Source organism: Saccharopolyspora sp. NPDC003752 (assembly GCF_053605825.1).
The window spans coordinates 13787-39041 of record NZ_JBSGJZ010000052.1; the positions used below are offsets into that span (position 1 = coordinate 13787).

At 70.8% G+C, this 25255-nt stretch carries 26 protein-coding genes; 20 read left to right on the forward strand and 6 right to left on the reverse strand.

Annotation, left to right across the window (positions count from 1 at the left end; genetic code table 11):
- The first annotated feature begins 12 nt into the window (after nt 1-12).
- The 8 genes from ACWEV3_RS38495 to ACWEV3_RS38530 all read left to right on the forward strand — a co-directional run bounded on the left by ACWEV3_RS38495 (nt 13) and on the right by ACWEV3_RS38530 (nt 7078).
- Complete coding sequence (locus ACWEV3_RS38495) at nt 13-1548, forward strand: Na+/H+ antiporter subunit D (RefSeq protein ID WP_452618628.1); 1536 nt, start codon at nt 13-15, stop codon at nt 1546-1548.
- Nucleotides 1541-2092: a Na+/H+ antiporter subunit E gene (locus ACWEV3_RS38500; RefSeq protein WP_452618629.1), complete on the forward strand. Its 552-nt coding sequence runs from the start codon at nt 1541-1543 to the stop codon at nt 2090-2092. The genes ACWEV3_RS38495 and ACWEV3_RS38500 overlap by 8 nt, the downstream gene beginning before the upstream one ends.
- A 2-nt stretch (nt 2093-2094) precedes the next feature.
- The gene (locus tag ACWEV3_RS38505) at nt 2095-2361 is read left to right on the forward strand and encodes a monovalent cation/H+ antiporter complex subunit F (protein ID WP_132485253.1); all 267 of its coding nucleotides are present in this window, start codon (nt 2095-2097) and stop codon (nt 2359-2361) included.
- Nucleotides 2358-2705, forward strand: coding sequence for a monovalent cation/H(+) antiporter subunit G (gene mnhG / locus ACWEV3_RS38510; protein ID WP_358579390.1), 348 nt, complete (start codon nt 2358-2360; stop codon nt 2703-2705). Before ACWEV3_RS38505 ends, mnhG begins: the two co-directional genes overlap by 4 nt.
- A gap of 170 nt (nt 2706-2875) precedes the next feature.
- Nucleotides 2876-3139: a hypothetical protein gene (locus ACWEV3_RS38515; RefSeq protein WP_452618630.1), complete on the forward strand. Its 264-nt coding sequence runs from the start codon at nt 2876-2878 to the stop codon at nt 3137-3139.
- A gap of 488 nt (nt 3140-3627) precedes the next feature.
- A complete protein-coding gene (locus ACWEV3_RS38520; RefSeq protein WP_452618631.1) occupies nt 3628-4878 on the forward strand; it encodes a M20 family metallopeptidase in 1251 nt (416 codons plus the stop codon).
- The gene (locus ACWEV3_RS38525; RefSeq protein WP_452618632.1) at nt 4875-6266 is read left to right on the forward strand and encodes an amidohydrolase; all 1392 of its coding nucleotides are present in this window, start codon (nt 4875-4877) and stop codon (nt 6264-6266) included. Before ACWEV3_RS38520 ends, ACWEV3_RS38525 begins: the two co-directional genes overlap by 4 nt.
- Before the next feature lie 143 nt (nt 6267-6409).
- Entirely contained in the window at nt 6410-7078 is a 669-nt protein-coding gene (locus tag ACWEV3_RS38530) for a hypothetical protein (RefSeq protein WP_452618633.1), read from the forward strand.
- Between the two features lie 11 nt (nt 7079-7089).
- Here the strand turns inward: ACWEV3_RS38530 and ACWEV3_RS38535 are convergent, their stop codons facing one another.
- Nucleotides 7090-8565, reverse strand: coding sequence for an FGGY family carbohydrate kinase (locus tag ACWEV3_RS38535; protein WP_452618634.1), 1476 nt, complete (start codon nt 8563-8565; stop codon nt 7090-7092).
- 158 nt (nt 8566-8723) lie between these two features.
- On the opposite strand from ACWEV3_RS38535, the gene ACWEV3_RS38540 reads away from it, so the two are divergent.
- Both ACWEV3_RS38540 and ACWEV3_RS38545 read left to right on the forward strand, forming a co-directional pair.
- The gene (locus ACWEV3_RS38540; RefSeq protein ID WP_452618635.1) at nt 8724-9437 is read left to right on the forward strand and encodes an HAD family hydrolase; all 714 of its coding nucleotides are present in this window, start codon (nt 8724-8726) and stop codon (nt 9435-9437) included.
- Nucleotides 9438-9471: 34 nt separating this feature from the next.
- Nucleotides 9472-10914, forward strand: coding sequence for an FGGY-family carbohydrate kinase (locus tag ACWEV3_RS38545; RefSeq protein ID WP_452618636.1), 1443 nt, complete (start codon nt 9472-9474; stop codon nt 10912-10914).
- On the opposite strand, the gene ACWEV3_RS38550 is transcribed toward ACWEV3_RS38545, so the two are convergent.
- The gene (locus ACWEV3_RS38550) at nt 10915-11697 is read right to left on the reverse strand and encodes a nuclear transport factor 2 family protein (protein WP_452618637.1); all 783 of its coding nucleotides are present in this window, start codon (nt 11695-11697) and stop codon (nt 10915-10917) included. It abuts the gene before it with no gap.
- Nucleotides 11698-11760: 63 nt separating this feature from the next.
- Here ACWEV3_RS38550 and ACWEV3_RS38555 point away from each other — a divergent pair, with 63 nt between their 5' ends.
- Entirely contained in the window at nt 11761-12738 is a 978-nt protein-coding gene (locus tag ACWEV3_RS38555; RefSeq protein ID WP_452618638.1) for a helix-turn-helix transcriptional regulator, read from the forward strand.
- 10 nt (nt 12739-12748) lie between these two features.
- On the opposite strand, the gene ACWEV3_RS38560 is transcribed toward ACWEV3_RS38555, so the two are convergent.
- Together ACWEV3_RS38560 and ACWEV3_RS38565 are read right to left on the reverse strand one after the other, a co-directional pair.
- Entirely contained in the window at nt 12749-13534 is a 786-nt protein-coding gene (locus tag ACWEV3_RS38560; protein ID WP_452618639.1) for a DeoR/GlpR family DNA-binding transcription regulator, read from the reverse strand.
- Between the two features lie 80 nt (nt 13535-13614).
- Entirely contained in the window at nt 13615-14067 is a 453-nt protein-coding gene (locus tag ACWEV3_RS38565) for a gamma-glutamylcyclotransferase (protein ID WP_132485273.1), read from the reverse strand.
- 224 nt (nt 14068-14291) lie between these two features.
- Here ACWEV3_RS38565 and ACWEV3_RS38570 point away from each other — a divergent pair, with 224 nt between their 5' ends.
- The 3 genes from ACWEV3_RS38570 (at nt 14292) to ACWEV3_RS38580 (ending at nt 17493) form a co-directional block, all read left to right on the forward strand.
- Nucleotides 14292-15695 (forward strand): NAD(P)H-quinone dehydrogenase, encoded by a 1404-nt coding sequence (locus ACWEV3_RS38570; protein WP_093267015.1) that lies wholly within the window; start codon nt 14292-14294, stop codon nt 15693-15695.
- Between the two features lie 135 nt (nt 15696-15830).
- Nucleotides 15831-16229 carry a thiol-disulfide oxidoreductase DCC family protein gene (locus tag ACWEV3_RS38575; RefSeq protein ID WP_452618640.1) on the forward strand — a complete coding sequence of 133 codons (399 nt, stop codon included), beginning with the start codon at nt 15831-15833 and terminating at the stop codon, nt 16227-16229.
- Nucleotides 16230-16464: 235 nt separating this feature from the next.
- Nucleotides 16465-17493: a tetratricopeptide repeat protein gene (locus ACWEV3_RS38580; RefSeq protein ID WP_452618641.1), complete on the forward strand. Its 1029-nt coding sequence runs from the start codon at nt 16465-16467 to the stop codon at nt 17491-17493.
- Between the two features lie 47 nt (nt 17494-17540).
- Here the strand turns inward: ACWEV3_RS38580 and ACWEV3_RS38585 are convergent, their stop codons facing one another.
- Complete coding sequence (locus tag ACWEV3_RS38585; protein WP_452618642.1) at nt 17541-18218, reverse strand: flavin reductase family protein; 678 nt, start codon at nt 18216-18218, stop codon at nt 17541-17543.
- A gap of 51 nt (nt 18219-18269) precedes the next feature.
- Nucleotides 18270-18956 carry an MBL fold metallo-hydrolase gene (locus ACWEV3_RS38590; RefSeq protein WP_452618643.1) on the reverse strand — a complete coding sequence of 229 codons (687 nt, stop codon included), beginning with the start codon at nt 18954-18956 and terminating at the stop codon, nt 18270-18272.
- 413 nt (nt 18957-19369) lie between these two features.
- Between ACWEV3_RS38590 and ACWEV3_RS38595 the strand changes: the two genes are divergently transcribed.
- The 6 genes from ACWEV3_RS38595 to ACWEV3_RS38620 all read left to right on the forward strand — a co-directional run bounded on the left by ACWEV3_RS38595 (nt 19370) and on the right by ACWEV3_RS38620 (nt 25224).
- On the forward strand, nt 19370-20554 hold the full coding sequence (locus ACWEV3_RS38595; protein WP_452618644.1) for a macrolide family glycosyltransferase: 1185 nt from the start codon (nt 19370-19372) through the stop codon (nt 20552-20554).
- 352 nt (nt 20555-20906) lie between these two features.
- Nucleotides 20907-22232, forward strand: a complete 1326-nt coding sequence (locus tag ACWEV3_RS38600) for an L-fuconate dehydratase (RefSeq protein ID WP_452618645.1) — start codon at nt 20907-20909, stop codon at nt 22230-22232.
- Nucleotides 22225-22974: an SDR family NAD(P)-dependent oxidoreductase gene (locus ACWEV3_RS38605; protein ID WP_452618646.1), complete on the forward strand. Its 750-nt coding sequence runs from the start codon at nt 22225-22227 to the stop codon at nt 22972-22974. The genes ACWEV3_RS38600 and ACWEV3_RS38605 overlap by 8 nt, the downstream gene beginning before the upstream one ends.
- Nucleotides 22975-22988: 14 nt before the next feature.
- Nucleotides 22989-23315, forward strand: coding sequence for an L-rhamnose mutarotase (locus ACWEV3_RS38610; protein WP_452618647.1), 327 nt, complete (start codon nt 22989-22991; stop codon nt 23313-23315).
- Nucleotides 23312-24301, forward strand: a complete 990-nt coding sequence (locus ACWEV3_RS38615; protein ID WP_452618648.1) for an aldo/keto reductase — start codon at nt 23312-23314, stop codon at nt 24299-24301. Before ACWEV3_RS38610 ends, ACWEV3_RS38615 begins: the two co-directional genes overlap by 4 nt.
- 89 nt (nt 24302-24390) lie before the next feature.
- Entirely contained in the window at nt 24391-25224 is an 834-nt protein-coding gene (locus tag ACWEV3_RS38620; protein WP_452618649.1) for an NAD(P)H-binding protein, read from the forward strand.
- Nucleotides 25225-25255: the final 31 nt, after the last annotated feature.

Consider the following 25255-nt stretch of genomic DNA (forward strand, 5'->3'; position numbering starts at 1 on the left):
GGAGGCCACTCAGTGACGGTTCTGGTGGCCCTGCCCGTTCTGCTTCCGCTGGCCGCTGCCGGACTGTCGTTGGCGCTGGGACGGTTCGCCGACATCCAGCGCGCGCTCGGGCTCATCGTCCTCGGCGGGATCATCGCCGACGCCGCGGTGCTGCTGTACGTCGCGGACCGCTACGGCCCGGTGGTGCTGCAGATGGGCGCCTGGCCGGCGCCGTTCGGCATCACCCTGGTCGCGGACCGGCTCTCGGCGCTGCTGCTGGTGGTCTCGTCGGTGGTGACGTTCGCGGTGCTGATCTACTCGATCGGCCAGCGCATCACCGACTACGGCAGGCAGCGCTCCAGCACCACGTTCCACCCGATGTACCTGGTGCTGTGCGCGGGCGTGTCGCTGGCGTACCTCACCGGCGACCTGTTCAACCTGTTCGTCGCGTTCGAGATCATGCTGAGCTCGTCGTACGTGCTGATCACCCGGCGCACGACGGCCACCCGCATCCGCGCGGGCATGACCTACACGATCGTCAGCCTGGCGTCGTCGCTGCTGTTCATCACGATGATCGCGCTGGTGTACGCCTCCACCGGCACGGTCAACCTGGCCGACCTCGGGGAGAAGGTGCACCAGCTGCCGGACGGGCTGCAGATCGCCCTCGCGCTGCTGGTGGTGATCGTCTTCGGCGTGAAGGCGGCGATGGTGCCGCTGCACTTCTGGCTGCCGGACAGCTACCCGACGGCGCCCGCGCCGGTCACCGCGGTGTTCGCCGGCCTGCTGACCAAGGTCGGCATCTACGCCCTGATCCGCACCCAGACACTGGTCTTCAGCCATTCCGAGAGCTGGAACCTGATGCTGGGCATCGCGCTGATCACCATGATCGTCGGCGCGCTGGGCGCGCTGGCCCAGAACGACCTCAACCGGCTGCTGTCCTTCCTGCTGGTCAGCCACATCGGGTACATGCTGTTCGGCCTCGGCGTCTACGACGTGATCGGGCTGACCGGGGTGATCCTCTACGTGGTGCACCACATCACCGTGCAGGCCACGTTGTTCCTGGTCAGCGGGTTGATCACGCGGCACACCGGTACGGTGGCGCTGACCAGGATGGGCGGGCTGGCCAAGGCCGCGCCGCTGATCGCGGTGCTGTTCGCGCTGCCCGCGCTGAGCCTGGCCGGGGTGCCGCCGTTCTCCGGCTTCGTCGCGAAGCTGGCGCTGCTGCAGGCCGGTGTCGGCGCGGGCACCTGGACGGCCTACGCGGTCACCGGCGGCGCGGTGCTGACCAGCCTGCTCACCCTCTACGCGATGGCGCGGGTGTGGACCCGGGCGTTCTGGGGCCAGGTCAAGGCGCCGGAGCCGGACCCGGATCCCACCGACGAGCTGGTCGTCGGCACGGCCACGTCGAGCCGGCCGATGGTCGTCGCGACCGGCGTGCTGGTGGCGGCGAGCGTGGTGATCGCCCTGGTCGCGGGGCCGCTGGCGGACGTCAGCGGCCGGGCGGCGACGGACCTGATGCACGGCGAGACCTACCGGACCGCGGTGCTGGGAGGTGCTGCCGGTGAGTGAGCAGGCGATCGGCCGCCGGCGGCGGCTGCTGCAGCGGCTGCCGCTGGTGGCCTGGCTGACCCTGGTCTGGGTGATGCTGTGGGGCACCTTCGACCTGGGCACGCTGTTCTTCGGCCTGGTGGTGGCGCTGCTGGTGTCGACCATGTTCCCGCTGCCGCCGATCAACACCAACATCGTGGTGCGCCCGCTGCGGCTGCTGCAGCTCGTCGCCTACCTCGCGTGGGACCTGGTGAGCTCCACGGCGCGGGTGTCCTGGCAGGCGTTGCGGTACGGGCCGAACGCGAAGTCGGGCATCGTCGCGGTCACGCTGCAGACCGACTCCGACCACATCACCGCGATGGTCGCCAACGCGGTGTCGCTGGCGCCCGGCAAGTTCGTCCTGCAGATCGACCGGGTCAACCGGATCTGCTACGTCTACGCGCTCGGCATGCGGGCCGAGGACGTCGAGTCGGTGCGGCGCGAGGTGCTGGCCCTGGAGCGGCGGGTGGTGCAGGCGGTCGGCTCGGCGAACGAGGTGGCGCTGGTGAGCGGACAGGAGGGGTGAGCATGGCCTGGGTCTTCGCGGTCACCTTCGGCCTGCTGTGCGTGGCCGGCCTGCTGGTGGTCGTCCGGTTGCTGCGCGGCCGCACCACCCTGGACCGGATCGTGGCGGTCGACGTGTTCGTCACCCTGATCGTCGCCGGGACCTGCGTCGGCATGGGCTGGCTGGGCGACGGCTCGAACATCGCGTTGCTGGCCGCGTTCGCGCTGCTCGCGTTCATCGGTTCGATCAGCGCGGCGCGGTTGATCGAGAAGAAGGAGCCGTACCGATGAGCTGGTTGGACGTGTTCTCCGCGGTGTGCCTGATCGGCGGCGCGTTGTCCTGCCTGCTCGGCGCGATCGGGTTGCTGAGCTTCCCGGACGTGACGGCGCGGTTGCAGGCGGCGACCAAGCCGCAGACCCTCGGGCTGATCCTGATCCTGATCGGCACCGCGGTGCAGCTCGACTTCGTCTACGCCTCGGGGCTGATCCTGGTCGGCCTGTTCCAGATGCTCACCGCGCCGGTGCTGGCGCAGCTCGTGGGCCGGGCGGCGTACCGCGCGGACAGCATGGACCGGGATTCGCTGGTGGTGGACGAGCTCGGCGACCGCATCGAGCGGGAGCGCCGGGTTCGCTGACCCGTTCGGCACTGCGCCGATCCGGCACAAGTCGCGCATAGCTGGTCACTCTCGGCGTCTAATATGATCAAATGGACCTGCACGAGTGACCACGCAAGAGTTACCGCTGACGTGTGATCAACGAACGCGGCGTAGGAGGGTGTGGAGCCATCATGTGGCGGACCGGCCGCGTGTTAGCTGGCCTTGCGATCGCGTTGTTCCTCTTGGTGGCGCCACCCGCGCTGGCGGCGGGCGAGACCGCACCGCCCGGCGCGCCGGTCGTCGTGCTGGCCCAAGATCCGGGCCAGCAGCCGGCGCCGCCCGCTCAGCCGCCGGCCTACGACAAGCAGCGCCTCGCCATCGGCGCCGCCGGAGTGGTGTTGATCGCACTGGTGCTGTTATCCCGCAAGGCGCGCAAGAAGCCGGTCTTGTTCGTCACGTGGAAGAAGAAGTAGTCGCCGATAAAACCGGCAGCGTGGTCGGTTTTTACGAGATTATTTCGGTGCTAATTCTCGCCATGGACTAGACCTGACGCCGAACCTGTGGGATTTTCACAACTGACTGAGTGCGCGGACCACATCCCCCGCCCGGGTAACCACGGGTCCAGCGCGCCTGCGACGGGGTAGTAGCCCCCCACTGACGTGGGCCGGCACCGGGAAGCCCCCCGACCGGTGCCGGCCCACACCTTTTCCTGGTACGGCCTGCGCGGCAGGCACTCCTCGACCTCCGGATGCGGTCACGCTGTGGTGTCGTGATGGTCGGCTTCGTCGCCCGGTTTATCAATCGAAAGTGTGAGGAATAGGTTAGTCGGCTCCGGTCGATCTCCAATTTCTTCGGTTCCGCCGAATCCGAACCACCCGTTCGTCGCAGTGTGACGACCGGTGGGCTCCCGGCCTCGCGCCAGGCCCGCGCCGGCGATCCGGATGATGCAGGATGGGCGCAAATGAGTACCGCTCCACATCCCGCCGCCGATCGTTCTGCCGCAGCGCGCGCCCACTGCCGCGACCGGGTGCAGCACCACGAAGCGGAGCTGGTCGAGCTCTCCCGGAGCATCCACGCCGAGCCGGAGCTCGCGTTCGCCGAACACCGCAGCGCCGCCAAGGTCGCGGACCTGCTCGCCCGGCACGGCTTCGCCGTTCGAACCCCGGTCGCCGGCCTCGACACCGCGCTCGTCGCCGAGTCGGGCAGCGGCGAGCTGGTGGTCGGCATCTGCGCGGAGTACGACGCGCTGCCGGAGGTCGGCCACGCCTGTGGGCACAACATCATCGCCGCGGCCGGCGTCGGTGCCGCGCTCGCGCTGGCGGGGATCGCCGACGACCTTGGCATCACGGTGCGGCTGATCGGCACCCCGGCCGAGGAGACCGGCGGCGGCAAGGTGCTGATGCTGGAGCGCGGCGTCTTCGACGGTGTCGCGATGGCGATGATGGTGCACCCCGGCCCGGAAGAGGTCTGCCGGCCGACCTCGCTGGCCATCACCGATCTCGAGGTCCGCTACACCGGCCGCGCGGCGCACGCCGCCGCGGCCCCGGAACTAGGCGTCAACGCGGCCGACGCGTTGACGGTCGCGCAGGTCGCCATCGGCCTGCTCCGCCAGCACCTCGAGCCCCGGCAAATGGTGCACGGTATCGTTACCGCAGGTGGCGCGGCGCCGAACATCGTTCCCGCGCACACCGCGGCGGTCTACAACCTGCGTGCTGCCGAAGCGCGCTCCCTGCAGCGCCTGGAGAACCGTATTCGGGCCTGTTTCGAGGCGGGCGCGACGGCGACCGGATGTGAGCACGAAGTCGTGCAGATCTCTCCGGTGTACGCGGAGCTGAACCCCGACGGCTGGCTGTCGGAGGTGTACGGCCGCGCGATCACCGAGCTCGGGCGTGAACCGCTCGACCGGGGCGAAGAGCAGGGCCCGGTAATCGGCAGCACCGACATGGGCAACGTGACCCAGGCCTTGCCCGCGATCCATCCGATGATCGCGGTGGACTGCGGCGACGCGGTCAACCACCAGGAGGAATTCGCTGCGGCCTGCGCGACACCGACCGCGGATCGCGCGGTGCTCGACGCAGCGTTGGCGATGGCCTGGACCGCAGTGGCCGCTGCTTTGGACGGCGCGCAACGCGATCGCCTGCTGGCGGCCGCGCGCGACCGGTCGGCTCGGAGTTCGTCGGAACAGATCTGCACGTCGGGAGGCGTGGCGTGACCGTGGTGGATTCTCGTGGCCCGGACCCGGGTCAGTCCCCGAACGGCGGTTCGGTGGCGGAAGACGTGGATTGGGAAGCGGCGGAGCGTTCCGCCGTGGCCCAGGGCACTCTCGTGGCGGCTGGTGCGGACGGGCCGAGTGCGCCCATCGGCAGCACCATGTCCAGCGTGGGGTCCGGTGCGGAATCCGCCGTGGTCGACCTCGGCGCTGGTCGTGGGCCATCCTGGCTGGATGCCTGGCTGGGCGCCAACGCGCATCGAGTGGTGGCCTGGCGGCGGCACATCCACGCCTACCCGGAGCTCTCCCGCGCCGAGCACGAGACCACCGCGTTCCTCGCCGAGCGGCTCACCCGGGCCGGCCTGCGCCCGCGGATGCTGCCGGTGGGCACCGGCCTGGTCTGCGACATCGGGGAGGCGCGGCCCGGCCAGCGCACCGTGGCGCTGCGGGCCGACATCGACGCGCTGCCGCTGAGCGAGACCACCGGACTGCCCTACGCCTCCACAGTGGACGGAGTCGCGCACGCCTGCGGGCACGACGCGCACACCACGGTCGCGCTGGGCGCCGCGCTGGCGCTGGCCGCCGCGCCGAGCCTGCGCGGCCGGGTGCGGATGGTCTTCCAGCCGGCCGAAGAGGTGATGCCCGGCGGCGCCCTGGACGTGCTGGCCGCCGGTGCTCTCGACGACGTGGACCGGATCTTCGGGCTGCACTGCGACCCGCGCCTGCTGGTGGGGCAGGTCGGAACCCGGGTCGGGGCGATCACGTCCGCGGCCGACCTGCTGGAGCTCCGGCTGACCTCGCCGGGCGGGCACACCTCGCGCCCGCACCTGACCGCGGACCTGGTGCACGCGCTGGGCACCGTCATCACGGGCCTGCCGACGCTGCTGTCGCGCCGCGTCGATCCGCGCACCGGAACCGTCCTGACCTGGGGCGCGGTGCACGCGGGCGAGGCGCCGAACGCCATTCCGCAGGACGGCGTGCTGACCGGGACGTTGCGCACGGGCGACCGCGACACCTGGGCGAAGCTGGAGCCGCTGGTGCACGAGCTCGTGCACAACCTGCTGTCGCCGCTGGGCGTCGGGTTCGACCTGCAGCACCGCCGCGGCGTGCCGCCGGTGGTGAACGACGCGGAGAGCACCGAGCTGCTGCGGGCCGGGATCGCGGCCGGCCTCGGCGAGGACGCCCTGGCCAGCACCCCGCAGTCGTCCGGCGGCGAGGACTTCGGCTGGTACCTGGAGCACGTGCCGGGCTCGTTCGCGAGACTGGGCGTCCACTCCGGGGTGGGCCGGGTCAAGGACCTGCACCAGCCGACGTTCGCGCTGGACGAGCGGGCCCTGTTCGTGGGCATCCGAGCGATGGTGAACACCGCTCTGATCAGCCTGGAGCGCTGAGATCGCGGCCGTCCGGCGGGCACTTGCCCGCCGGACGGCCGGATCAGCAGGCTCCTGCACGCGGTTCGCGGCCGAGTCCACCCGAATGAGGTGTATCCGCTCGCTGCTGTATCTGTTCGCGGGGTTCCCGCCTCTTTAATGGCATGACCGCGAACATCATCTCTCCCGAAATGCGGCCGCCGGTGGCCGTCGAATCCGACGTGCCGGGCGGCTGGCCGAAGTCCTCGCTGCACGGTGCCATGACCCGCCGCGACGCGGAGCAGGTGCTCGGTCGTGCGGAGGTTGCGGCCGGACTGGCCGCAGGCGACTGGGTGGAGCCTTGGTACGGGGTCGTCGTGCCGGTCACCCGCGTCCACGACCCGCTGACCCGAGCGGCGGCCGCGCTGCTGCGCGCCGGGCCGCACGCCGTGCTGTCCGGCGCCACCGCAGTGGCGATGCACGGCTGCGATTTCGCCGCCGACGGCGTGGTGCACGTGACCATTCCCTACGACCGAGAGCTCCGGTCCCAGCCGGATCTCGTCATCCACCAGGCCTGGGTCAGGGAGTGCGACGTCGTCGAGCTCGACGGGCTGCGCACCCAGGCGCTGGACGTCGCCATCTGCGAACTGCTGTGCACCGGCGAGCAGCGGTCGGCGCTGGACTGCCTGGAGCAGGCGCTCGCCCAGCTCGGTGAAGCCGCCGAGCGCTTCCGGGCGCTCGTCGCCGAAAGGCTCACCCGGCGCAGGGATCGCCGGGGCACCCGGCGAGCCACGGCCCTGCTCCAACTCGCGTGGTCCAGGCCTCGCGGCGTGCTGGTCGGAGGTGCGCGATGAGCAGCCGAACGTCAGTCCGCGCGCCGGAACCAACCGGCGGCCTGGGCGGATTCGCGCACCTTCACGAACCGGGCGTATGCGTCGTCGTACAGCGCGCGGTTGCTCTCGGTCGGCCGCAACGGTTCGGACGTGCCGACCAGCTCGCGGGCGACATCGGTGATGTCGCGGCCCGCCAGCAATGCGTGCGCGGTCACCGCCGCGCCCCGCGCCCCGGCCTGCTCGTCGGTGGTGCGCACGACCGGCAGGCCGGTGACGTCCGCGATCACTTGGCGCCACAGCGGGTTCGCCGACCCGCCGCCGGTGAGCCGCAGCTCGGTGGGCTGCGCGGTGCTGGCGACCAGGCAGTCCCGGATCACCATGGCCAGCCCCTCCAGGCAGGCCCGGGCGATCTCGGCGGGGCCGTGCTCCAGGCTCAGGCCCTGCAGGCTGCCGCGCGCGGCCGGGTCGTAGAAGGGCGCGCGCTCACCGCCGAGCGAGAGGTAGGGCAGCATCAGCAGGTCCTTGCTGCCCGGCTCGGCCTGTTCGGCGAGCTCGGTGAGGTTCTCCGGGTTGGGCAGGCCGAGCATCCGGCAGGCCCATTCGACGACCTCGGTCCCGGCGAGCGTGGCGCTGGCGAGCATCCAGCGGCCGGGCATCGGGGTGCGCAGCGACATGCCGACGGGAGTGCGCTCCAACCGGGGCTCGTCGCTGATCACCTCGGTGCAGATCGTGGTGCCGAGGATGGTGCAGGCCTGCCCGGGCTCGGTCACGCCCGCGCCGATCGCGGTGGAGATCACGTCGTAGGCGCCCAGCACGACCGGCGTGCCTTCCGGAACGCCCAGCCGCTCGGCCGCGGACCGCTGCAGCGGCGCGATCCGCTGCGCGCCGTCGACGGCGTCGGGCAGCAGCCGCTGCGCCCAGTCCAGGCCGAGTTCGCTGAGCACCGCGTCGGAGTAGAGCCCGGTCCGAGCGTCGAGGAACGGGTTGGAGGCCTCCGAGACGTCCCAGGCCAGGCGGCCGGTCAGGCAGTTGAACAGCCAGCCGCCGCAGGTCAGCACCTTCGCGGCGGTGGCGATCCGGTCCGGTTGGTGCTCGGCGAGCCAGCTGAGCTGCGCGTGTGGCAGCCCGGCGAAGCCGACCGAGCCGTTGATCTTGAACAGCTCGGCGAGCAGCCCGGAGTCGGCCCAGTTCGCGGCGATCGCCGAGGCGCGCGCGTCGTTCCAGAGCAACGCGGGACCGGTCGGCCGGCCGGCCTCGTCGACGAGCCAGCAGCCGTCGCCCTGCGCGGTGATCGCCAGCGCGGCGACTTCGGCGCGGAGCTCGTGGACGAGTTCGGCGACTGTGTCGGCGACGGCCGACCAGACCTCGGGCATGTCCTGTTCGGCCCAGCCGGGCCGGGGGCGCTCGACCCGGGTCGGGCGGCGGACGACCGCGAGCTCGGTGCCATCCGAGGCGTAGGCGACGCTCTTCACCACCGAGGTGCCGGCGTCGATGCCGATGGTGATCACGGGCGTGTCCTCCTGATCCCGCCTGCCTGGTCGATCCGGTCGGCCCGACCCGAGAACATCACAACATTTGGTGTTAAAAATTTCAAGATAGATGTTATGTTTGCGATGGGATGTGACACCAAGGTCCCGGTTGCGGACCACGACCGGAAGGACGCCACGTGCCGCCTCAACCCAGCCCCGGCTCGGAGAACGACCGCATCGACCTCGTGCTGCTCGACGTCGGCGGCCCCATCTACGACGACAAGGCCTACCGCGACGCGCTGCTGCGCGCCGCACGAGAGCTGGCGGCCGAAGACGGCCGGGGCGTCGACGAGGCCGAGTTCCAGCAGGTCTACGACGAACGCCGCCAAGCCCAGGGCGGGTCCCTGCGCACCGCGGTCGCCGAGCGGTTCCTGACCGCGCAGGACCGGCAGCGGCTTTCCGACCGCGCCGAGCGCTACTGGGAGTATCCGCCGTCGGCGCTGCACGCCGACGTGCTCCCGACGCTGCGCGAGCTCGCCGGCCGCTACAAACTCGCGGTCGTGGCGAACCAACGAGCGGTCGTCGTGGACGCGCTCCGCCGGGACGGCGTGGCCGACTTCATCGACATCTGGGCGGTTTCGGAGGTCGTCGGCGCGGAGAAGCCGGACCCGCGGATCTTCCAGCACGCGCTGCGGGAGGCCGGCGTCGAGCCGAAGAACGCGGTGCACGTCGGCAACCGGCTCGACACCGACGTGCGCGGCGCGCACCGGGTCGGGCTGCGCACGGTTTGGGTGGTGCGCGGCGAAGCGCCGCCGGAGCCCACGCCGGAGCAGCTCGCCGAGCCCGATGTGGCGGTGTTCTCGCTGGCCGAGCTGCCCACCGCGCTGGAACGCCTGCAGGGGGCCGAATGAGCGAACAACTCTCGAAACCGCTGGAGGCTTGCCGATGACCGAGCTCGTCGCGGGCGTCGACGTCGCGACCGCCAACGTCCGGGTGCAGATCCACGATCCGGCGGGCTCGGTGATCGCCGCGGCGTCCCGGCGGCTGCCGCAGCCGGTGCGATCATCGGGTGGACGCTCCGAGCAGGACGCGACCAGCTGGTGGCCCGCGGTGCGCGACAGCCTTGCCGAGTGCACGGCCGCTTTGGGTTCGCGCAGCAGCGAAATCCGCTCGCTGGCGATCTCGGCGACGTCGGGCACGGTCGTTCCGGTCGACGGTGACGGCGAGCCGCTCACGGCGGCGCTGATGTACGACGACCGGCGTGCCGATGCGGAAGCCCGGATCGCCGCCGAGGTGGGTGCGAGCCGCTGGCGGCGCACCGGCATCACGCCGTCGGCGGGCTCCGGCCTGGCCCGGATCGGTTGGCTGGCGCGACACCTCCCGGACGGCACGGCGCGGGTGTGCCACACGCCCGACGTCATCGCCTGGAAGCTCGTCGGGCATCCGGTCGCCACCGATTCCAGCCACGCGCTGAAGAGCGGCTACGACGCGGTCGACGGCGAGTGGGCCACCGAGGCGTTCGACGCCTTGGGCGTGCCGGGTGGGCTGCTCCCGGAGGTCGTGCGCCCGGCGGCGGTGCTGGGCACCGTCGATGCGAACGCCGAAGCGCAGACCGGACTCCCGGTCGGCTGCGAGGTGCGTGCCGGGATGACCGACGGCTGCGCCGGGCAACTGGCCTGCGGAGCGGTCGACGTCGGGCAGTTCGTGACGGTCCTCGGCACCACCCTGGTGCTCAAGGGGGTCTCCAAGGAGCTCGTGCACGATCCGGCCGGTGCGGTGTACAGCCACCTGCACCCGGAGGGGATGTGGCTGCCCGGCGGCGCGGCGAACATCGGCGGCTCGGCGCTGTCCGATGTGGACCCGGCAGAGCTGTCGAGCCTGGACGCGGCGGCGACCGAGCGCGGACCGGCGAGCGTGGTCGGCTACCCGCTGCGCGGCGAGGGGGAGCGCTTCCCGTTCCTCGCCGCGAACGCCACCCGGTTCACGCTCGGCACGCCCGCGGACCGGGTCGACGAGTACCGCTCCCGCCTCGAAGGCGTCGCCTTCTGCGAGCGGCTCGCGCTGGAGCGGCTGGCCGAGCTCGGCGCGCCGGCAGAAGGCGCTGTGCGCACCGCCGGCGGCGGAGCCCGCAGCATCGCCTGGTGCCAGATCAGGGCGTCGGTGCTGGACAAGCCGGTGCTGCGCGTCCAAGGCGCGGGGACGGCGTTGGGCGCGGCGCTGCTGGCGGCCAGCGGTTCGACCTACCCGAACCTGAGCACCGCGGCGGCGGAGATGGTGCCCGGTGGCGAACTCGTCGAGCCGGTGCGGGCTGAAGTGCGGCAGCTGGACGACAGCTACCGGCGCTTCCTCGACGAGCTCCGCGCCCGTGGCTGGCTCCCCGTGGCCTGATCAGGAGCCGGAGAGGGCTTCCGCGACCGTGAGGCTGTCTTCGTAGACGGCGTAGCGCGTGATCAGGCCGTCCTCGACGATCAGGTGCAGCGCGCAGAGCGCGGTGTACGGCTTGCCGGTGGCCTTGGTCGTCTGACGGATGTCGCCGAGCACAACCGCCTCGTTGCCGTCCACGAGGACCCGCGGCGCGGGTCCGGTCGCCTCTCCCGGCACGTGGAATTCGGCGATCATGCGGAAGTGCTCGGCGACGTCCGCCCTGGTCGAGCGGGGCCGGATCCAGGGCACCGCCGGGTGGCCGCCGGCCGGCCAGTCCAGCACCCAGTCGACGCGCTCGGCGAACAGGTCGGCGATCCGGTCCGGGTCGCCGGCGGCGAGCCTGCGGAGGAAATCATCCACAGTGGACCGGGTGTCTCCGGTCGGCACGGTGAACTGGTGGTCGGACCGGATCCGCCCGTCCGGGCCGAGGACGACGACTGCCCGGCCGGTCCAGGCGATGTCACCGCCTCCGGCGGGCACCATGTGCGTGGTGAAGGTGATGATGTCGTGGTGGCCGCTGGCGTCACCCGCGGCCCGGAACGCGAAACCGGCGTCCCGCACGAACTCCTCGTGGGCCGCGGCGATCCGGCCTTCGAGCTCGTCGTGGCCCCGGAACTGCGCCGTCTCGATCACCTCGACGCCGTCCTCGGCCCAGAGGGAGGCGATGGCGCCGCGCCGGGCGACCGGGTCGGGCTCGTTCCACACCGCGACGTAGCGCTCGACGAACTGGTCGATGTCGATGTTCATGCGCGGACGCTATTCGGGCTTCCCTGACATCTCCTGTCAGTGGATCTCGGCAGACTTCCGCTCATGCGCGCGAGCCGGCTGGTATCGATCCTGTTGCTGCTGCAGACCAGGCAGCGGATGACGGCGCAGGAGCTGGCCGACGAGCTGGAGGTGTCGGCGCGAACCATCTACCGCGACGTGGAATCCCTCAGCGCGGCGGGCGTGCCGCTCTACGGCGAGCCCGGCCACGAGGGCGGGTACCGCCTGCTCGAAGGCTTCCGAACCAAGCTGACCGGCCTGACCGCCGGCGAGGCGGAGTCGCTGTTCCTGACCGGGCTGCCCGCGGCCGCCGCCGAGCTCGGACTGGGTGCCGTCGTGACCGCGGCCCAGCTCAAGCTCAAGGCCGCCCTGCCCGCTGAGCTGCGCGATCGCGCCGAACGGATCACCGAACGGTTCCACCTGGACGCCCCGGCGTGGTACCGAGGCGCGGACCGCACGCCGCACCTGACCGAGGTCGCCGACGCGGTCTGGAACAACCGAGCGGTGCGGATGCGCTACCTGCGCTGGGCCGAACCGCACGAGACGACCCGGATCGCGCACCCGTACGGGCTGGTCCTGAAGGCGGGCCGTTGGTACCTCGTAGCCGGGGCGGCCGGGCGGATCCGCACCTACCGCATCTCCCGGATCGTCGACCTGCACGTCCTCGACGAGCGCTTCTCCCGGCCGGCCGGCTTCGAGCTGGCCACCCACTGGCAGGCATACCTGGAGCAGTTCGATGCGCGACGCCACCGGGGTGAAGCGACGATCAGGCTTTCCCCGCACGCCCTCGACCGGCTGCCGCACCTGGTGGAGCCGGCCGTGGCGCGAGCGGCACGGCGAACCGCGGAAGCCCCCGACGCCGCCGGCTGGACCGAGGTGACGATCCCGATCGAGTCCGTCGACCAAGCCCTCCCGGAGCTGCTCAAACTCGGCGCCGACGCCGAAATCGTCGCCCCGGCCGAGCTCCGGGAACGGCTCACCACGACGCTCGACGCCCTGAACCGCATCTACGGCACGGCATGAACGCCGGTGATCAGCCGTCGGCGACCTCCAGCGCCACGCCCGCCGCCCGCAGCTCGTCGCGCAGCGATGCCGGGGTTCCCGCGTCGACCACGACGACGTCGAACTCGGTCAGCGGCGCGAGCTCGTGCACGGCGCGCCGGTCGAACTTGGAGTGGTCCAGCAGCAGCACGCGCTTGCCGGTGGTCTCCATGAGGGCGCGCTTGACCTGGATCGTCTCCTGCGAGCGATGCAGGCAGTGCCCGTCGACGACTGCCGTGGTCGACATGAACAGCACGTCGGAGCGCATCGTGCGGGCCATGCCCGCGGTGTGCAGGCCGAGGAACGCGTCGTAGGACGGCTGGTAGTCGCCGCCGAGCCCGATCAGGTGCAGCCCCGGTTCGCCGCTGAGCAGGTTGATCACGGACAGGAAGTTCGTCACGACGGTCAGCGGACCCAGCGGCGCCAACTGCTCCGCGACCGCGAGCGCGCTGGTGCTGTCGTCGAGCGCGACGACCTGACCTGGGGAAACGTGCCGGATGGCGTGCTTCGCGATGCGCGCCTTCTCGTCGGCCGCGTCGGCGATCCGGGCCCGCACCGAGGTCTCCAGCAGCGCGGTCGGCGTCGACGTCGCACCGCCGCGAACCTTGCGCAGCCAGCCCTGCTGTTCGAGGACGTCCAGGTCGCGGTGGATGGTCATCCCGCTGACCCCGTGCTCGGCGGCCAGCGCCTCGATGCGGACGAACCCGCTGGCCAGCACCTCTTGGCGGATCTGCTCGCGCCGGTCCTGCTGGTTGACCGGCGTGCCTGCGTCGACCATGGACCCCCTCACCTCGCGCGTGCAACCGGAGTGATTATCACACGAGAGACGTGATATTCGGTCCGGATGTCACGCGGGGTTCACGGGCCGACGTTGTGGCACGGGCGTTTGCGCAGCTTCTCGACGTAGTCCTCGGGCGCCCCGGCCGCTTCGGCCGCATCGGCCATCACGCCTAGATAGCGCGCCGACGGCAGCCCGCCTTCGTAGGCGTCCAGCACGTACAGCCAGGCCAGCGCCGATCCGTCCAGCGTCTGCACCCGCAGCCGTAGCTTCTTGTGCATGCCGAGCTCGGCGCCTTCCCAGTTGTCGAGCTGCTGCTCGTCCTCCGGGCTGACGTCGTAGAGCACCGTGAAAACCTGGGAGCCCGGCTGCTCGACGATCGTGGCGAGGGCCCCTTCCCAGCCGTAGTCCTCGCCGCCGAAGGTCAGCCGCCAGTCCACCAGCCAGCCCGTTCCCGCCATCGGGGAATGCGGGGCGCGCTTCATCATCTGGGCCGGGTCCATGTTGGACCCGTACGCGGCGTACAGAGGCACGCCCAACAGGGTAGCGATCGACAGCCCGGGTGGCGGTGCGGACTACGTCACGAATGTGGGTGGGGGTCCCGGCCCGGGCGTTCCGCGCGGCCCTGTCCGGAACGCCGGGAGTGGTCTGCGCCACGATGGTCAACTCGCGCGGCACCACCCGAAATGCCTGGACTCGTCGCAGCGTACGGTGAGTTCGGCGCCCACAAGGCAGGCGGACCGAGGAGGAGCGCGAAGTGACCCGCATCGTGATCATGGGAGGCGGCCCCGCGGGCTACGAGGCGGCGCTGGTCGCGGCTTCGAACGGGGCGGATGTCACGCTGGTCGAGCCGGAGGGCCTCGGCGGTGCGTGCGTGCTCTACGACTGCGTCCCGTCGAAGACCTTCATCGCGTCCGCCGGCGCGCGCTCCGCGTTCCGGGACGCCCGTGAGCTGGGCATCCGCACCAAGACCGAGGATTCCGACGTCGACGTCGCGGTGGTGCACGGCCGGGTCAAGGGCCTCGCGCTCGCGCAGTCCGCCGACATCCGCTCCAGGGTCCGCCGCGAAGGCGTGAAGATCCTGCCGGGCCGCGCGCGGTTCACCAACCCGACCAAGGGCATGGCCGTCCACCACATCGGGGTCGATCTCGCCGACGGCAGCTTCGAGGAGCTGTCCGCCGACGTCGTGCTGATCGCCACCGGCGCCACACCCCGGATCCTCAAGGACGCCGAGCCCGACGGGGAGCGGATCCTGACCTGGCGGCAGCTCTACGACCTGCCCGAACTGCCCGAGCACCTGGCCGTGATCGGCTCCGGTGTGACCGGTGTGGAGTTCGCCTCCGCCTACACCGAGATGGGCGTCAAGGTCACCATGATCTCCAGCCGCGACCGGGTGCTGCCGCACGAGGACGCGGACGCCGCGGCGGTGCTGGAAGAGGTGTTCGCCGAGCGCGGTACCGAGGTCGTCAAGCACGCCCGGGCCGAGAAGGTGGAGCGCACCGACTCCGGGGTGCTGATCCACCTCGCCGACGGGCGGCAGGTCGAGGCCAGCCACGCGCTGATGACCGTCGGCTCGGTGCCCAACACCACCGACATCGGCCTGGAGCGGGTGGGGATCGAGCCCGATCGCGGCGGCTACATCCCGGTCGACCGGGTGTCGCGGACCTGCGTGCCCGGCGTCTACGCGGCCGGCGACTGCACCGGTCTGCTGCTGCTGGCCTCGGTGGCGGGCATGCAGGGCCGCATCGCGATGTGGCACGCGCTCGGCGAGGGCGTCACGCCGATCAAGCTCAAGACCGTCGCGGCGAACGTCTTCACGCACCCGGAGATCGCCACGGTCGGCATCAGCCAGCAGGCGATCGACTCCGGGGAGGTGCCCGCGCGGACCGTGACGATGCCGCTGGCGACCAACCCGCGGGCGAAGATGGAGGGCCTGCGGCGCGGCTTCCTCAAGGTCTTCTGCCGGCCGCAGACCGGTGTGGTGGTGGGCGGCGTCGTGGTGGCGCCGAACGCCAGCGAGCTGATCCTGCCGATCGCACTCGCGGTGCAGAACCAGGTGACCGTCGACAACCTGGCGAACACCTTCTCGGTGTACCCGTCGCTGTCGGGTTCGCTGACCGAGGCCGGACGTCTGCTGATGCGCCACGACGACCTGGACTGACCCGCGCTGATCGGCCGATCCGTCGGCCGTGAACGCCGGGGCAAGCCTCGCGGGGCGTTCACCGTGTTGCCGACCGCCTGGCCGCGTCCACTGTTGGAGGCGGCCGGGAGACCGGCGGAAAGGGGCGTGCGAGGCATGGCAGACCTGCCGGTGCTGATCTACGACGGTGACTGCGGATTCTGCACGCGCAGCGTGCGGCTCGCGGAGCGGCTGCCGGTGCGCATGCGCATCCTGCCGTGGCAGGAGGCAGATCTCGCCGCACTGCGGACCACATCGGACCGGGCCCGGCACGAGGTGCTGTGGGTGGCCAGGTCGGGCCGCGTGTTCGGCGGCGCGGCCGCGGTCGCGGAGCTGCTCAAGAACTGCCGCGCGCCGTGGCCGGTGCTCGGTCTGCTCATGTCCGCCCCGGTGCTGCGGCTGCTGGCGGAGTGGGCTTACCGATGGGTCGCGGCGAACCGATACCGGCTGCCGGGTGCCACCCCTGCCTGCCAGCTGCCGCCTGCGGAGCGTCCCGGCCATTCGGCTCGTTCCTGACCGCCGCCGACCTCGGCCAAAAGTACTAGAAGCGCTGCCTCCTTACTGGCCGATCGGTTGACCCGGCCTGCCAATTCGGCCGAGCCGCCGACCCCTCGCGACGCAATAGCTTTGGAGTCGTTCGGGGGTTCGGAGTGGCCCGCCCTCCGCTTCAGGGGATCGGCGGAGGGCGTGGCCGCAAATCAACTTGGTGCGTCTTGAGCACCAACGCGGTGGAAAGGCCAGGTGGCTCGAGATGTACGGCAAGGCATTCGCTCCGGAGTACCAGGGGAAGCTCCGGGACATGTCGGTGAACGCGGCCCTCGGGGATGTGCTGGCGGCAGCGTTGGAGCGTGAGTCCCAGGCGGCGGAGGAGGGCGTCGGCCTGGCGCTCGCCCAGGCGCGGCTGGCGGTCGCGGAGGCGTACCGGCGCCTCGGCCGGCTCGACGAGGCGGATGCGGCGTGGCGGGCGAGCTATCGGACGGCCCGCAGCGCGGGGGAGCGGGGCGCGATGGCGTGGGCGCTGTGGAGCGGCGGCACCCTGGCCCGGCAGCGCGGGCAGATGGCCGCCGCGGTGCGATGGCTCAGCTACGCACGGGACCTCGCGAAGCAGTCCGGTGAACTGATCGCGTACGGCTACTCGGTCGCCGGGATCGCCGAAACGCTGCGGATCCGCGGGGACTACGAGGAAGCACGCGAGCTGCACGTGCAGCTGCTGGCCGAGGCCCGCAAGCGGGGCGAGTGCCGGCACACGGTGTGGGCGCTGGAGGGCCTGGCCCAGCTCGACCGCAACGCGGGCGACCTGGGCTCCGCGTGGGAGCGGTTCGCGGAGGCCGCCGAGATCGCGGAGGAAGGCGGGGACGAGCGCGGCCTGGCCTGGGCCCTGAGGGGGATGGCGGACGTCATGTCGTTGCGCGGGGAGCACGACGAGGCGTTGCAGCTGTTGTCGCGAGCCGAGAGGATCTGCCGCCGGATGGACCTGGCCAGCGCGCTGGCCTACAACCGCAAGATGCGTGGCAACGTCCTCTTTCGCGCGTGCTGGTACGGGGAGGCCGCACGCACGTACCGGGACGCGAAGCAGATGTTCCAGTCCATCAACGAACCGCGCGGCGCCGCGCTGGCCGAGCTGGGTCTGTTGAAGAGCCTCGACAAGCTGGGGCGGCCGCGTCCCGCCACCGAGCACGACCTGCGCGCCTTGCGCGACCGGTTGGACAGCCGGGAGCTGCGGCACACCAGGCGAATGGTGGAGGAGGCGATCAGCGAAATGGCGGAGATCGCAGCCTGAGCAAGCGCCTTCGGCGCGAAGCCGTTCGAGCCCGGCCGAACACGGGCCTACACCGACGCTGTCGCGTCCTTCGGGTGCGGGGTCTGGGAACGAAAGCTGTGCCCCAGTTCCCGGCCGAGCCCGAAGTAGTGGCGGAAGTTGTAGATCAGGGGACTCCACGCCGTCGGGTCGATGTGGTCCGTGCCGGCCACGACGATGCGCGGATCGCAGTGCACCCGCAGCACCTGCGCCTCGATGATGCGGAAGCTTCCGGTCGTATCGGCTCGAACCCGCGTTGCGCGGGCCTCCAGCTGAACCGGGCACTCGGCGACGCGGGGCGGGCGCACCAGATCCGAAGGCTCCGGGCGCAGCCCGGCGGCACCGAACTTGTCTGGTTCGAAGCGGAACACGCCGCGCTTCTGGTCCGGAACCGGGTTCCGGCCGGTCAGGGGCGCGAGTCGTTCGACCGCGGGCCACTGCTCGGGCGACGGGAAGTTGATCACGAGGTCGGGCCGGGCTTCGAGGTTGGACGCGGTGTGGGAGCCGCCGCCCATCCCGAGGACCATCACGTCGCCGAGGGCCCAGGCGGACGACATCGGCGCGAGGTTCGCGGTGCCGTCGGAGTTCTCGGTCGACAGCAACGCCACCGGCGTTCCGAAGTACAGGACGCTCGGCGCGATGGTCACGTGGTCGGCATCGGCACCGCTGCTGGTTCGGATGTCATTGCTGGGCGACGTGGTTTCCATGGGTGGAACGGTAAGGAGGTGTTGCTTCGGTGAGGAGCGAAGTGTTGTGGACTACGCCGTGAGTTGTTTCGCCGCCGCGCGAAGCCCGGCGCCGGCGTTGCCGATGATCGGCTCCCCGTGGCCGAAGCAGGCGACCTCGGTGTCGAGTTCCGCGAGGCGGTGGAACGACTCGATGGTTCGCGCGCGATCAACGTTGAACGTGCCGAGCATCAGCCGGCCGACGTTGGCGATGGTGTCTCCGGTGAAGAGAATTCGGCTCTTTGACAAGTAAACAGCGATGCTTCCATCGGTGTGCCCCGGGATGGAGAGGACCCGTGCGCCACCACCGAAGTCCAGCACATCGCCGTCGGCGAGCTCCTGGTCGACCGGGCAGGGCGGCGGAGGCGGGAGAGTCGGGGCGATGCTCGCGAAGAGGGGACGTTCCCAGTCGAGCAGCACCGGATCGGCCTGCTTCCGCTCGCCGCGCACGACGGGCGCGTCCGCGCCGTGGGCCAGCACGGGCGCGCCGGTCGTGGCACGGAGTTCGGCCGCGGAACCGGTGTGGTCCTCGTGCCCGTGGGTGATGACGATCCGGTCGAGCTCGGCGCCCAATTCGGCCAGCAGCCCGGTGATGGCCGGGCCGGACCCGGCGATCCCGGTGTCGATGAGGGTTGCCGAGCGGCCCTCGCGCAACAGGTACGCCTGCCCGAACTCGAGCTGCAAGAAGTACAGGTTCGGCATCACCTCGGTCACGTCCATGCCGTCAACGTAAGTCACTTCTCGGTCGACTCCCGCTGTTTTCGTTGCGGGCGAACAGGTTTGAAGCGCGAACCGAGGCGAAGCACGTGTGCTGCGAAAATCGGTGCGACATCAGTCGGGGCGGTCCGTTATCCTCGGCGCATGGCCCACGTGCAGTACTACCTCTGATCAGGACGCCGCGACGGCGGCGATCCCCGGGCGGCTACACCGCCTGGTTCCACCGCACTTCGGTGCGCATCATTCCCAGTCCGGGAATTCACCGCTCGCAACCTCCGAGCGCTGACCGCTGGTGTCCGGCCGTCCGCGCTCAGGTGGTCGGTGCGAGGCGGTTGCATGCGACCGGTGCGGGCGATCCGATTACCTTTCGCGCTCCTCGCTGCGGCGAGGGCGTTCCTGATCAGGAGTAGAACAAGATGGCCGACACGGCTCAGAACAGCCACCGCACCAGGCCCGCGCACATCGCGTTCATGTCGATTCCGGCGCACGGGCACGTGAACCCGGGCCTCGGGCTGGTCGCCGAACTGGTGGCCCGCGGGCACCGCGTCACATACGCGACGACCGATGACTTCGCGGCGCAGGTGGCGGAGGCCGGCGCGACGCCGGTCCGCTACACCTCGATGCTGCCGGGCCCATCGGCGGAGACGCAGGAATGGCCGGAAGAACAGGTCGCGGCTCAGGAGATGTTCCTCGAAGAGATGATGGCCGTGGTGCCGCAGCTCGAACAGGCGTACGCGGCCGACCGGCCGGACCTCATCGTGTACGACATCGCGGCCTTCCATGCGCTCGTGCTGTCGGAGAAGTGGCAGGTGCCCCGCCTCCAGCTGTCTCCGACCCACGTGTACTTCGAGGGTGTCGAGGAGATCTTCGGCATCGAGTTGTCGCCGGAGGCCCTTGCGGTGCGGGCGAAGTACGACGAGTACTTCGCCCAGCAGGGCACCGGACTGGTCTTCCACGACGTGGAGGCGTCGAACCGCTGCGTCGTGACCATTCCCCGCTCCTTCCAGTACTTCGGGGAACGGGTCGCGGACTCCTACACCTTCGTGGGGCCGATGCTGACCGAGCGCGCGTTCCAGGGCGATTGGCAGGCGCCGGACTCCCGTCCGGTGCTCGTGATCTCCCTGGGCTCGGCCTACAACGGCCGGGTGGAGTTCTACCGCAAGTGCGTGCGCGCGTTCGCCGATCTCGACTGGCACGTGGTGATGTCGGTGGGGCGGTCGACCGATCCGGCGGAACTCGGTGAGATTCCGCCGAATTTCGACGTGCGCCAATGGATTCCGCAGTTGCGGATGTTGTCGCAGGCGAGTGCGTTCATCACGCACGCGGGCATGGGCGGCACCATGGAGGGCCTGTACCACGAGGTGCCGCTGATCGCGGTTCCGCAGGCGGCCGACCAGTTCTTGAACGCGGCCCGGATCGAAGAGCTCCAGCTGGGCACGCAGGTCGACTGCGAGTCGGTGACCCCGGAGCAGCTGCGGGCCGCTTTGGAGCAGGTCACCTCGAGTGAGGCGATCCGGCTGAGGTTGAAGGAGATGCGGCGGGAGATCCTGGAGTCCGGCGGCCTGCGGCGGGCCGCTGAAATCGCCGAGTCCGTGCTCTGACGAGGGCGGCCGAGGTGGGCTGCCGGGCCATCGGGCAGCCCACCATCCGCCGCCGGGCGACGAGCAGGGTGGTGTGCGTTCCGCGAGCGCCGAAGTCCGCGCTCGGTGTCGAGCCGCTGCTCGGTCTCGGCTGGGCAAAGCAAGCCCGGCAATGCCGCAGCACGGTCACGGCGGCCCAGTCCTCCTGGGAGTGGTCCACCTGCGGGTGAAACCGGCGATCGGTCCTCCTCGCCGACCCGGTACCGCACGCCGGATGCGAAGTGAATCTTGGAATTCGCTGTTCCGGTAGCTATACCTGAGGGCACGGCGTTGCCGGGAGGAGCGCGGACGTGCCCGAAACGAGGTGGACGTGATGGCTGGGGCGATCAGGGGGATCCGGACCTACGACATCCGGTTCCCCACCTCCCGCGAGCTGGACGGTTCGGACGCGATGAACCCGGACCCGGACTACTCGGCGTCCTACGTCGTGATCGACACCGATGCGCCGGACGAGGCCGAGGGGCACGGCTTCGCCTTCACCATCGGCCGCGGCAACGACGTGCAGACCGCCGCGATCAAGGCCCTGGAACCGGCCCTGGTCGGCCGGGACGTCCAGCACACCCTGGACGACCTCGGCGGCATGTGGCGAGAGCTGGTGCACGATTCCCAGCTGCGCTGGCTGGGCCCGGAGAAGGGCGTCGTGCACATGGCGATCGCCGCCGTGATCAACGCCCTGTGGGACCTGAAGGCCAAGAGGGCCGGCAAGCCGCTGTGGCAGCTGCTCGCCGAGCTGACGCCGGAACAGCTGGTCGACCTCGTCGACTTCCGGTATCTCAGCGATGCCCTGACCCCGGACGAAGCGCTGGACATCCTGCGCCGGGCCGAACCGGGGCGCGCCGCCCGTGCGGCGGAGCTCCGCGAAGGCGGTTACCCGGCGTACACCACGACGCCGGGGTGGCTCGGGTACTCCGACGAGAAGCTGCGCAGGCTCTGCCGGGAGGCGGTCGAACTGGGGTTCCGGCAGCTGAAGCTCAAGGTCGGTGCGGACCTCGCGGACGACGTCCGCCGGATGCGGATCGCCCGCGAGGAGGTCGGTCCGGACATCCGCATCGCCGTCGACGCCAACCAGCGCTGGGACGTGGGGATCGCGATCGACTGGATCCGGGAACTCGCGCCGTTCGACCCGTGGTGGGTGGAGGAGCCGACCAGCCCGGACGACGTGCTCGGCCACGCGGCCATCGCGCAGGCGATCGCCCCGGTCCGGGTCGCCACCGGCGAGCACGTGGCGAACCGGGTGGTGTTCAAGCAGCTGTTGCAGGCGAACGCCCTGTCCTACCTGCAACTGGATGCCGCGCGGGTGGCCGGTGTCAATGAGAACGTGGCGATCTTGTTGCTCGCGGCGAAGTTCGGGGTGCCGGTGTGCCCGCACGCGGGCGGGGTGGGCCTGTGCGAGCTGGTGCAGCACCTGGCCATGTTCGACTTCGTCGCGGTGTCGGGGTCGATGGAGGACCGGGTCATCGAATACGTCGATCACCTGCACGAGCACTTCGTCGATCCGGTGACGATCCGCGGCGGCAACTACCTGGCACCTGACCGCCCCGGGTTCTCCGCACAGCTGCGACCGGAAACGCTGGTCGAGTACTCGTATCCCGACGGCCCGGTGTGGACGTCGAACGGGAGGGGACGAATGCATGAGTGAATTCGCCGGACGGACCGCCGTCGTCACCGGGGCCGGTTCGGGCATCGGGCTGGCGGTTGCCACCGAGCTGGCCGCGCGCGGTGCCTCCGTCGCCGCCCTGGACCTCGATCCCTCCGGCGCGCCGGCGGACGTGCTGGGGTTGCGTTGCGACGTGACGGACGAGGAGTCGGTGTCCGCCGCCGTCGAACAGGTCGTGCAGCGGCTCGGCGGCGTGGACGTCCTGGTCAACAACGCCGGAATCGGTGCTCAGGGCACGGTCGAGGCCAACGCCTACGACGAGTGGAACAGGGTCTTCGACGTCAACGTCCTGGGCATCGTGCGCACGACCCGGGCGTGCCTGCCGCACCTGCGCCGGTCCTCGGCTGCGGCGATCGTGAACACCTGCTCGATCGCGGCCACCGCAGGACTGCCCAACCGGGCGCTCTACAGCGCGAGCAAGGGGGCGGTGCTGTCGCTGACCATGGCGATGGCCGCCGACCACGTGGCGGAGGGAATCCGCGTCAACTGCATCAATCCGGGCACCGTCGACACCCCGTGGGTGCGCCGGCTCCTCGACGCGGCCGACGACCCGGAGGCGGAGCTGCACGCGCTGCAGGCCCGGCAGCCCACCGGGCGTCTCGTGTCGGCGGCCGAGGTCGCGGGGGCCGTCGCCTACCTCGCCGGTCCGGCGGCCGGGGCGACCACCGGCACTGCGCTCGCCGTGGACGGTGGGATGCAGGGCCTGCGCCTGCGGAAGAGCTGAGGGGAAGGCCGGAGATGCAGCGAATCGCCTTGCACACCAAGCTGAAGCCCGGCAAGGAAGCGGAGTACGAGCAGGTGCACGCGGTGATCCCGGCGGACCTGGATGCGGCTCTCCGCGCCGCGGGCGTGCACAGCTGGCAGATCTGGCGCGACGGCCAGGACTTGTTCCACGTCGTGGAGGTCGAGGACTACCAGGCGATGCGGCATGCGCTGCGCGACCATCCGGCGAACGTCGCCTGGCAGGCCACGATGTCCGAGCTGCTGGACGTCGAGGACGATTACTCGGGCACCGACACCGGCCTGACGCAAGTGTGGGAGCTGCCCGGGATCGGGGGCGCATGAAGTCCGTTCGGTTGGGCGGATCGGCGGTTTCGGTCTCGGCGCTCGGATTCGGCGGCGCGGTGATCGGCAACCTCTACCGCGCGGTGGACGAGGACACCGCGTTCGGAGCGGTGGATGCGGCGTGGCACGCGGGCATCCGCTTTTTCGACACCGCCCCGCACTACGGGCTCGGGCTGGCCGAGCGCCGACTCGGGCGGGCCCTCGCCGGGCGGCCGCGGGACGAGTTGGTCGTGTCGACCAAGGTCGGCAGGCTGCTCGTGCCCGATCCGCGCGGCTCGGCGCGGCGGGACGACGCGGGCTTCGAGGTTCCCGCCGACCACCGGAGGGTGTGGGACTTCAGCGCGGACGGGGTGCGGCGTTCGCTGGACGCCAGCCTGCGACGGCTCGGCCTGGACCGGATCGACGTCGTGCTGATCCACGACCCGGACGACCACTGGGAACAGGCCGTCGGCGAGGCGTACCCGGCCCTGCACGAGCTCCGGTCGCAGGGCGTGATCGGTGCGATCGGCGTCGGCATGAACCAGTGGCGGATGCTGGAGCGGTTCGCCGCCGAAACCGACGTCGACGCGGTGATGCTGGCGGGCCGGTACACCTTGCTCGAACAGTCCGCAGTGGACACCATGCTGCCGACGTGCCTCCGGCGCAACGTATCGGTGCTCGCGGCCGGCGTCTTCAACGGCGGGGTGCTGGCGACCGACGAGCCCGGCCCGGAAGCGATGTACGACTACGCCCCGGCCGCGCCGGAGGTGCGGGAGCGCGTGGCGCGGATGGCCGAGGTGATCCACCGGCACGGCGCGAGCGTGCCGCAGGTCGCGATGGCTTTCGTCGCTTCGCATCCGGCGGTCGCGAGCGTCGTGGTGGGCGCTCGAACCGCGTCGGAGGTCCGTGGCAACGCCGAACTGTTCGGCCGCGCGGTCCCGGCCGAGCTGTGGGGCGACCTGATCGCGGAGGGCCTGCTGCGCCCCGACTCGGTGCTTCCGGTCTGACGCGAATTCCGGGTTATTCATTTGACCTCGAGCGCGGTGGAGGTTCTACCTTGGGAAGTGATCATCGATCGCTCTGAGGGGATTTCTTCATGACCGTGTTGGTAACCGGTGCGACGGGGAATGTCGGGCGGCGCGTGGTGGATCGCCTGCTGGCCGCCGGGACACAGGTGCGGGCGTTGACCAGGCGCCCTGAAGCGGCCGGGCTGCCGGGTGATGTCGAGGTGTTCCGGGGCGACCTCACCGATTCGGATGCGCTGGCGAAGGCGCTGGCCGGGGTCGGCAGCATGTTCCTGTTCCCGGTGCCCGAAGGGATCGAGGCGTTCGTCGAGCGGGCGAAGGCGGCCGGTGTCCGTCGTGTCGTCGTGTTGTCGTCGAAGGCGGTGGAGTTCGCCGACGGCAACGCGATCGGCGAGCGGCACCGGGTGATCGAGGAAGCCGTGGAAGCAGGCGGCTTCGAGTGGACGTTCCTGCGACCCGGCGCGTTCGCGACCAACACCCTGGCCTGGGCCGGCTCGATCCGCGCCGAAGGAGTCGTCCGCGAGCCGTTCGTGGATGCCCAGCAGACGCCGATCCACGAGGACGACATCGCGGCGGTGGCGGAGACCGCCTTGCTGGAGGACGGGCACGCCGGAGCGGCCTACGCGCTGAGCGGGCCCGAGGCGCTCACGGTGCGCGAGCAGGTGCAGGCGATCAGCGCCGCGATCGGCCGCGAGATCGGGCTTGAAGAGCAGACGCTGGAGCAGGCCCGCGCGCACATGATCGCCAAAGGCGTGCCAGAAGCCATCGTCGATGCACTGCTCTCCTACGGGGCGCGGAACGTCGAGAACGCGGAGCCGCCGGTGCGGACGGTTGAGCAGGTGACCGGGCGCCCAGCACGCACGTTCGCCCAGTGGGCCGTCGACCACGCGGACGACTTCCGTTGATGCGGCCCGGAAAACCGGTCGCCGATGGTGT

Excerpts from the sequence above, each read along its gene's own strand:
- ACWEV3_RS38505 (WP_132485253.1), top strand. The coding sequence starts at position 2,095 with ATGGCCTGGGTCTTCGCGGTCACCTTCGGCCTGCTGTGCGTGGCCGGC.
- mnhG (WP_358579390.1), top strand. The coding sequence starts at position 2,358 with ATGAGCTGGTTGGACGTGTTCTCCGCGGTGTGCCTGATCGGCGGCGCG.
- ACWEV3_RS38520 (WP_452618631.1), top strand. The coding sequence starts at position 3,628 with ATGAGTACCGCTCCACATCCCGCCGCCGATCGTTCTGCCGCAGCGCGC.
- ACWEV3_RS38530 (WP_452618633.1), top strand. The coding sequence starts at position 6,410 with ATGACCGCGAACATCATCTCTCCCGAAATGCGGCCGCCGGTGGCCGTC.
- ACWEV3_RS38545 (WP_452618636.1), top strand. The coding sequence starts at position 9,472 with ATGACCGAGCTCGTCGCGGGCGTCGACGTCGCGACCGCCAACGTCCGG.
- ACWEV3_RS38550 (WP_452618637.1), bottom strand. The coding sequence starts at position 11,697 with ATGAACATCGACATCGACCAGTTCGTCGAGCGCTACGTCGCGGTGTGG.
- ACWEV3_RS38555 (WP_452618638.1), top strand. The coding sequence starts at position 11,761 with ATGCGCGCGAGCCGGCTGGTATCGATCCTGTTGCTGCTGCAGACCAGG.
- ACWEV3_RS38560 (WP_452618639.1), bottom strand. The coding sequence starts at position 13,534 with ATGGTCGACGCAGGCACGCCGGTCAACCAGCAGGACCGGCGCGAGCAG.
- ACWEV3_RS38575 (WP_452618640.1), top strand. The coding sequence starts at position 15,831 with ATGGCAGACCTGCCGGTGCTGATCTACGACGGTGACTGCGGATTCTGC.
- ACWEV3_RS38580 (WP_452618641.1), top strand. The coding sequence starts at position 16,465 with ATGTACGGCAAGGCATTCGCTCCGGAGTACCAGGGGAAGCTCCGGGAC.
- ACWEV3_RS38585 (WP_452618642.1), bottom strand. The coding sequence starts at position 18,218 with ATGGAAACCACGTCGCCCAGCAATGACATCCGAACCAGCAGCGGTGCC.
- ACWEV3_RS38590 (WP_452618643.1), bottom strand. The coding sequence starts at position 18,956 with ATGGACGTGACCGAGGTGATGCCGAACCTGTACTTCTTGCAGCTCGAG.
- ACWEV3_RS38595 (WP_452618644.1), top strand. The coding sequence starts at position 19,370 with ATGGCCGACACGGCTCAGAACAGCCACCGCACCAGGCCCGCGCACATC.
- ACWEV3_RS38600 (WP_452618645.1), top strand. The coding sequence starts at position 20,907 with ATGGCTGGGGCGATCAGGGGGATCCGGACCTACGACATCCGGTTCCCC.
- ACWEV3_RS38605 (WP_452618646.1), top strand. The coding sequence starts at position 22,225 with ATGAGTGAATTCGCCGGACGGACCGCCGTCGTCACCGGGGCCGGTTCG.
- ACWEV3_RS38610 (WP_452618647.1), top strand. The coding sequence starts at position 22,989 with ATGCAGCGAATCGCCTTGCACACCAAGCTGAAGCCCGGCAAGGAAGCG.
- ACWEV3_RS38615 (WP_452618648.1), top strand. The coding sequence starts at position 23,312 with ATGAAGTCCGTTCGGTTGGGCGGATCGGCGGTTTCGGTCTCGGCGCTC.
- ACWEV3_RS38620 (WP_452618649.1), top strand. The coding sequence starts at position 24,391 with ATGACCGTGTTGGTAACCGGTGCGACGGGGAATGTCGGGCGGCGCGTG.